Origin of the sequence: Barnesiella sp. CU968 (assembly GCF_905219685.1) — a bacterium.
GTDB lineage: Bacteria > Bacteroidota > Bacteroidia > Bacteroidales > Muribaculaceae > Lepagella > Lepagella muris_A.
Map to the genome: position 1 here is coordinate 1 of NZ_CAJMXD010000144.1, position 6,914 is coordinate 6,914.

Consider the following 6,914-nt stretch of genomic DNA (forward strand, 5'->3'; position numbering starts at 1 on the left):
GCAGCATATAGCCGACTGATGGTTTTTCTTTTCAATCATAACACATTTTCCAAGCGACATCAAAACATAGCTGCAACTCGTTTCAACGCATCTATAAACATGTCAGCCTCCTCACGGGTGTTATATACGGCAAAGGATGCCCTCACTGTGCCTGGTATTCCAAGCCGCTCCATCAAAGGCTGTGCGCAATGATGACCGGTGCGTACCGCAACACCAAGTTTGTCAAGGAGCAGACCGATGTCATAATTGTGGACGGCACCCACATTGAATGATATTACCGCTGACTTTCCGGGAGCCGTTCCGTAAATCCTCACATCCGGAATCTCAATAAGTTTCGCAGTGGTGTATGCAAGCAGTTCCTCTTCGTGACTGCGGATATTCTCGATTCCTGTCGCCTCTATGAAATCCAATGCCTTTGCAAATGCGGCTATATCTATGAAATCAGGAGTTCCCGCCTCGAACCTGAACGGCAAGTCTGCGAACGTTGTTCCCGAGAAACACACATGTTTTATCATCTCTCCGCCGCCCTGATAAGGGGGCATTGTCTCGAGTAGCGAACGACGCCCGTAAAGCACTCCTACACCTGTAGGACCATACATCTTATGAGAAGAGAAGACATAGAAATCACAATCGAGATCTCTAACATCCACTGCAAGATGGGGCGTAGCCTGCGCACCGTCCACAAGTACAGGGACACCATGACTGTGGGCTATGGCAATCATCTCCTTCACGGGGTTGACAGTGCCAAGCACGTTGCTTACATGAGCAAACGAAGCGAATACCGTACGCTCGTTGAACAACGACCGATATTGTTCCAGATCAAGTTCCCCCCGGTCGTTTATATCCACCACCTTGATTTTAATGTCGTGATGACGCTGAAGGAGCTGCCAGGGCACAATATTGGCATGATGCTCCATTACGGTGAGGATAATCTCGTCTCCGTCTCTGAAGCGGTCTCCGTATGACGATGCCACAAGATTGATTGCCTCGGTGGTTCCTCGTGTGAAAATGACCTCCTCCTCGCTCGCGGCGTTGATATAGTCACGAACCCTGCGGCGCGTATGCTCCTGAAGATCGGTAGCTTCCTGTGAGAGTGTATGAACTCCGCGATGCACATTCGCCTTGGTATGCTCATACAGGGAGACGATATTGTCTACTACCGAAGAGGGTGTCTGCGAGGTGGCTGTGTTGTCGAGATAGACAAGACGCCGGTTTCCCACACTCCTTTCGAGAATCGGAAACTGTTCTCTTATTTTATCAATATCGAGGGTCATGACTTATTATTCAACTCCTTGTAAAACCTATTATTAAATTCTATGATTATTTGCCGCAACGGGCACACGACGCACATGCGGAGCTTTCCCCCGCAAAGCGGCGTTCAGTCATGAGACGCAGCCTGTCACGCAGCGCATCCACCTTGATACGGTCGATTATATCAGCCATGAATGCCTGTTTTAGAAGAAGACGTGCCGTTGGTTCATCAAGTCCGCGGGTGCGCATATAAAACATCTGCATCTCATTGAGCTGACCAATTGCGGTGCCATGTGAACATTTCACATCATCATTGTATATCTCAAGCTCCGGGCGGCTCGTCATCCGAGCATCATCGCTACCTACCAGATTGCGGTTTGACTGGAAAGCTTCGGTCTTCACCGCACCCGGAGCAACGTGAATTCGTCCGGTAAAAGCACCTCTGGCATTGTCATCGAGCGTATACTTGAACAGTTCATTTGAACGACAGCGCGGCACGGCATGATCAATTCTCGAATATGTCGACACCTTGCGCGAGGCATCCTCTATACCCATACCATACAGATGCAATTCCGCATCCTCTCCGGCGAACAGGGTGTAATATTCGTTACGGGTAGTGCCGTTGAAGAGTGTGAGTCCATCAATTGACACATTGCTTCCCGCTTCCTGACGCAGATAGAGTGCGGAGATACGCGTTGTCTTTTCGGTTGATTCCTCAAGATTATAATAATCGAAACGTGCATTGCTGCCTACGAATATCTCTACTGTCTCAAGCGACAGAAAGTTCATGTCTGGATTCTGCGTATGGTCGCAAACAAGCAACTTTGCCTCCGCCTCGTCCTCTACGATAACGAGCATACGGCGCACTGCCATCAAAGGCATTCCATTCTCAAGAATATTCACAAGCTGAATCGGCTTATCCACTTTCACACCTTTCCTGATACGCAGATAAAAACCATCTTGCGCCAGCAGAGTGCCAAGAGCTGCCACCGGATTCGCCATATCGGCAAGTTTGCCGTAATATGCGCAAACCTCATCAGGATTCTCAATCGCCAGTCTGCGCAGACTTCCAGCCTCCACACCATCCGGAAGGGACTCGACGGCACCTTCGGCTGCAGCAAACGTATCGTTTACAAGCATGAAGAGTGAAGAGGTAAGCATCGGCACATCACATCGGAACGTTGCCTGAGGATTGACATCAATATCTACTCTTGCAATATTCAGTCCGTAATCGGGGGCGAGCATCGCCTCAAGATCACAGTTCTCATAGTTGTCATCACCCTCGGCAGGCAACTTCATGTCCTGCAGCAACCGGTACGCCTCAGGACGCAGCGCATTGAGCGGAGCGGCGCTGTTGGCATCAATCAGACCGCGATGCTCCCTGTAAAGATCAATATATTGTTTTAACGCACCCATACTCATTGATTGTCTACCTCTTCTTTAATCCAGTCATAACCTCTGTTCTCTATTTCAAGAGCGAGTTCAGGTCCGCCTGATTTTACTATTCTGCCTTTATAAAGGATATGTATGAATTCCGGACGGATATAATCGAGAAGCCGCTGATAATGGGTAATGACTATAGTGGCGTTATTGTCGTTTTTCAGTTTATTCACACCCTCTGCTACCACCCTCAAGGCATCCACGTCAAGTCCGGAATCTGTCTCATCAAGAATAGAAAGTCTCGGCTCAAGAACAGCCATCTGGAAAATTTCGTTGCGCTTTTTCTCACCGCCGGAGAAACCTTCGTTAACCGAACGTGAGGCAAGTTTATTGTCGAGTTCTACAACAGCCCGCTTTTCACGCATCATTTTAAGAAAATCGGTAGCGCTCATGGGTGGCTGATGAAAGTACTCCCGTTTGGCGTTTACAGCCGCTCTCATGAAATTAACCATCGAAACTCCGGGGATCTCCACAGGATACTGAAAACCGAGGAAAAGACCCTCATGGCTTCTTACCTCGGGGGGCATCGACAGAAGATCCTTGCCGTTAAATTCAGCTGTTCCCTCCGTAACCTCATATGCCGGGTTGCCGGCAAGAACCATCGAAAGAGTGGATTTACCTGAACCGTTAGGTCCCATTATAGCATGAACCTCTCCCGGTTTGATCTCCAGATTTATACCCTTGAGAATCTCCTTGCCGTTTATCTGCGCGTGTAAGCCTTTGACTTTTAACATATCTGTCTTGAATATATAACCAGTTAAACGACCACATCAAATTGAGAATATAATGATTTATTCTAATATCATCAACTTGCTCTTATGGGTTAAAACCCCTAAAAACAGCTGAATTCAGAATATAGGTTTAATGTGGCAATTCACCTGCATGTGAGAATTTAATACAAAATTACAAATAATCCCATAGTTATAACAATCTTTCCCCTTAAAATTATATAAGTGCCTGTTTAAAAATAAAAGCCGCAGCTTTCTAAGCTGCGGCTTTTCAGGTTACGGAAGGAGCAACCTTATTGAGACTCCTACCGTGTGTGGATTATCACTTTTTGAAGATGCGGTGTGTTTCAGACTCATCGGAATTAGAAACGCGGAGAATATAAAGACCGGATATATTGCCACCCATGTTGACATTAATCTCTTCACCTGCCACTGCATCAACAGAATCGTGATAAACAGACTTACCTGCTGCATCGAAGATCTCTACATTGAGAGAACCTCCGGAAACTACCGACATTACGAGAGTCTCATCAACAGGATTCTCTTTCACGATCACGAGTCTTGATCCGTCTGCATTGATGTCTGCGACACCTGATCCGTCATTAACATTAACCACGAATGTCATAGGAGTTGACATACCCTTATCGTCAGTTGCTGTAACCTTGGCAGTTGCCTTGCCCACAGCCTTGCCACGGAACACGACTCCCGTTTCAGTGGTGTATGCATCTGCAAAATCATTTGCCTCGAACTCGAATGTGTAAGTCATGTCATCGCCGTCAGGNTCTGTGAAGAGCTCGCTAAATTCGGTTACCTCCGAGAGTTCGCCAACTTTAACCTCTACCTCTTTTCCTTCAACGGCGATAGGAGCACGGTTCACTTTCTCAACTTCATAAGCTACGGATGCGCTGGAGCGATGTCCCTTGTCATCAGCGACAAGAACACTGAAGCTATAGGCGCCTGCAGTTCCGAAGTCAGGCTTGATCTCTACATTTACAGTGACAGGATGTGAAGCACCCGTAACTTTGTATAAGCCGTCTTCTGTCTTAGTCACAGCTGCGTCAGTGTCAGCCTCATCGGCAACCACATCCTTTACAGTTGCAAGTTTGGAAGCATCTTCAAACTTGATTGTCATATCGTCTGAATCCGGATCGGAAACCGTAACCTTAACAGTTGTAGTCTCTCCCTCTTTCGCGTAAACCTTTGTAGCAGGAGCTGAGATTTCAGGAGAAGCATTCATGTCAAGATGTATCGGGAAGTTAACCTTCGGCATATTAGGATCGTTGGTCTTGATGACGATCACAGCCTTATTGCCCTTCTCAAGACGAGCCGCTGCCGCATTCACCTGAACCTTGACGTCAACATTGCCACCTACGGCAATTTCACCTTCGGTTGTCTCATTAATGAGCTTGATCCAAGGTTCACCGGGCACAGTTTCAAGACATGTATTCATATAACCGCCTGAACCGATTTGCTGTTCAAGANGTTCAGCAACGTCATACCATCCGGACTGCTCTGTCCATGCCATATAGCGGCCATTGGTAACAGGTTCCTCTTTCTTACATATAAAAGATGGAGAAAGAAGTCCTTCAGGATAGGTTACCACAAGGCAGAACTCTTCATTCGGATTCATATAAACCGGACGGTCAAGAGGAACAACGTAGAAGCGTCCCTGTTGCGGGTTAGCAGGATCTGCACTGGCAATAAACGAACCGCGTCCGATAACTTCAGCATCTTCGGGATCATTGCCGGCAACAAGCTCAAGCTTGATGTTCACATTGCTCTGTCCTTCAGTCTGCACCGGCATATAGATATGCGAAATGTTGATACCCGACTTGGGAGCCACGAACGCAGTGGACGTCTTGAAGACATCAAACTCCGTATTCGCGCCATAATTCCAGGCATTTGTAGATCCCGGCATAGCATCATGATAAAGAGCCTGGGTATAATCGAAGTTTGACGGGAGGTCGAACATATTTTTCTCTTCATCTGCATGGGGCACAAGCTTCTTGCCAAACTTGCCTTCATACAAAGCGAACGGAGCCGCATTAAAGCTTGATTTCTCATTCTTCCCAGCATGCCAGGGAGCAATACCGCCACCTAAGTCTTCATCTGTTTCGCCAACTCCGGTCGGATCGAGAACAAGTGAATATGTAAGTTTGTATTCACCGGTATTGCCGATCTTGAGAGTTTCAACTGAAACATGGTCGTCGGTAGCGTTTTCAATGCGGATCTCCTCCTTGTCAAGCGACATCACCGGAGCCTTGGTAACCGTGAACTTAACATTTACAGTCTTTGTCACAGGATTCCCGGAAACAGGATCTGTAGTATATGTCAATTTTACGGGAACATCATAAACACCGGGGGTCATCCAATACTCACATTGAGTCATTGCCATTGCGAACTCCATCGGAGTCTTACCGATTTCCGCAGGCTGGAATAAGCCCGGATCAATCATCTGCCAAGAATAAGAACCGGTAGGATTACCCAACATGTCTATTGCCGGAAGTTTTGCGAGCAACATGAACGCCGGGGTTTCCCATTCCGGGAAGTCAGGATCTTGCAACATCGGAGACTGATATTCAACACCGGTGAGAGTATACATCGCGGTCCCTTCGTTTGCAACGTTGAAATAAGCAGCATACGGGAAACCATTCTGCACGATAGGATCTGTATAATCGGTATTCCGATATCCGAGCACATTCTCTATTTCAACACTTTCCGGGATCACCGGCTTCGCTTCTCCAGTAATGGTAACATTGACAGGGATAGCGATCTTATCTTTGGATGGAACGTTGGTAGTCAATCCGAGAGTAGACTCGTAAACACCTGCCATACGATCTGTATTCACGTCAACCTTGACTGCGTGCTTAGCGCCCGGAGCAACAGTGTTAGTGAACACTGGGTTGAAACTTACAGCATTGCCAAAGGCGATGAAGCGTTCGGGAAGCTTTACAGATTCTGTTGAAGTCTCGTCACAGATACCGGCAACGCCGAACGGAGACATGATAATGGAATTGTCATCAAACTTGTCGTATTGGAATTTGAATGAGCCATCCTTTTCAAGGATCACCTGGAAGCAAACGCCATTGTTCATTGAGTTGCCATATTCCATGAATGAAACCACAGCGCGGTCTTCTGTAACATAATGGTATGTTCCCGCAGTCTTGGTCGTGTTCATTGTATGGAGTCCCCAATAGGGAGCAAGCATGTTGTTATATACAGACCCTTCGGGGAATTCAGCCGGGGGTTCAGGCCAGATTTTATCATCGCGACGTTCCGTGAACGAAATGAATCCGGTATTATATATGTACATCTTGCTGTATTTCTTGCCATAGAACGGGAACTCAAACGGAAGTTCGACCTCAATAAAGTCATGACTGTTATAATAACGGAATGCATTCTGCTCTCCAAGACCGTTACTCACTAGTGTCTCTTAAAAAGTGTTAATCAAATTCGAGGTCAAGAGTTGGATGGCAATTTGCTATTTGTGCTGGC

4 protein-coding genes are annotated in these 6,914 nt (G+C 47.0%); all 4 read right to left on the reverse strand.

Going from position 1 to position 6,914, the window contains the following annotated elements; translation table 11 throughout:
- Positions 1-59 precede the first annotated feature (59 nt).
- A complete protein-coding gene (locus JX312_RS07045; RefSeq protein WP_123403592.1) occupies positions 60-1,274 on the reverse strand; it encodes an aminotransferase class V-fold PLP-dependent enzyme in 1,215 nt (404 codons plus the stop codon).
- A 46-nt stretch (positions 1,275-1,320) separates the two neighbouring features.
- Positions 1,321-2,667 carry a SufD family Fe-S cluster assembly protein gene (locus tag JX312_RS07050; RefSeq protein ID WP_204457511.1) on the reverse strand — a complete coding sequence of 449 codons (1,347 nt, stop codon included), beginning with the start codon at positions 2,665-2,667 and terminating at the stop codon, positions 1,321-1,323.
- 2 nt (positions 2,668-2,669) lie between these two features.
- The gene (sufC, locus tag JX312_RS07055; RefSeq protein ID WP_172469334.1) at positions 2,670-3,425 is read right to left on the reverse strand and encodes a Fe-S cluster assembly ATPase SufC; all 756 of its coding nucleotides are present in this window, start codon (positions 3,423-3,425) and stop codon (positions 2,670-2,672) included.
- Positions 3,426-3,741: 316 nt separating this feature from the next.
- Positions 3,742-6,843: a T9SS type A sorting domain-containing protein gene (locus tag JX312_RS07060; protein ID WP_204457512.1), complete on the reverse strand. Its 3,102-nt coding sequence runs from the start codon at positions 6,841-6,843 to the stop codon at positions 3,742-3,744.
- Positions 6,844-6,914: the final 71 nt, after the last annotated feature.

Bases quoted from the DNA above. Each gene is read 5' to 3' on its own strand.
- JX312_RS07045 (WP_123403592.1), bottom strand. From the start codon at position 1,274: ATGACCCTCGATATTGATAAAATAAGAGAACAGTTTCCGATTCTCGAA.
- sufC (WP_172469334.1), bottom strand. From the start codon at position 3,425: ATGTTAAAAGTCAAAGGCTTACACGCGCAGATAAACGGCAAGGAGATT.
- JX312_RS07050 (WP_204457511.1), bottom strand. From the start codon at position 2,667: ATGGGTGCGTTAAAACAATATATTGATCTTTACAGGGAGCATCGCGGT.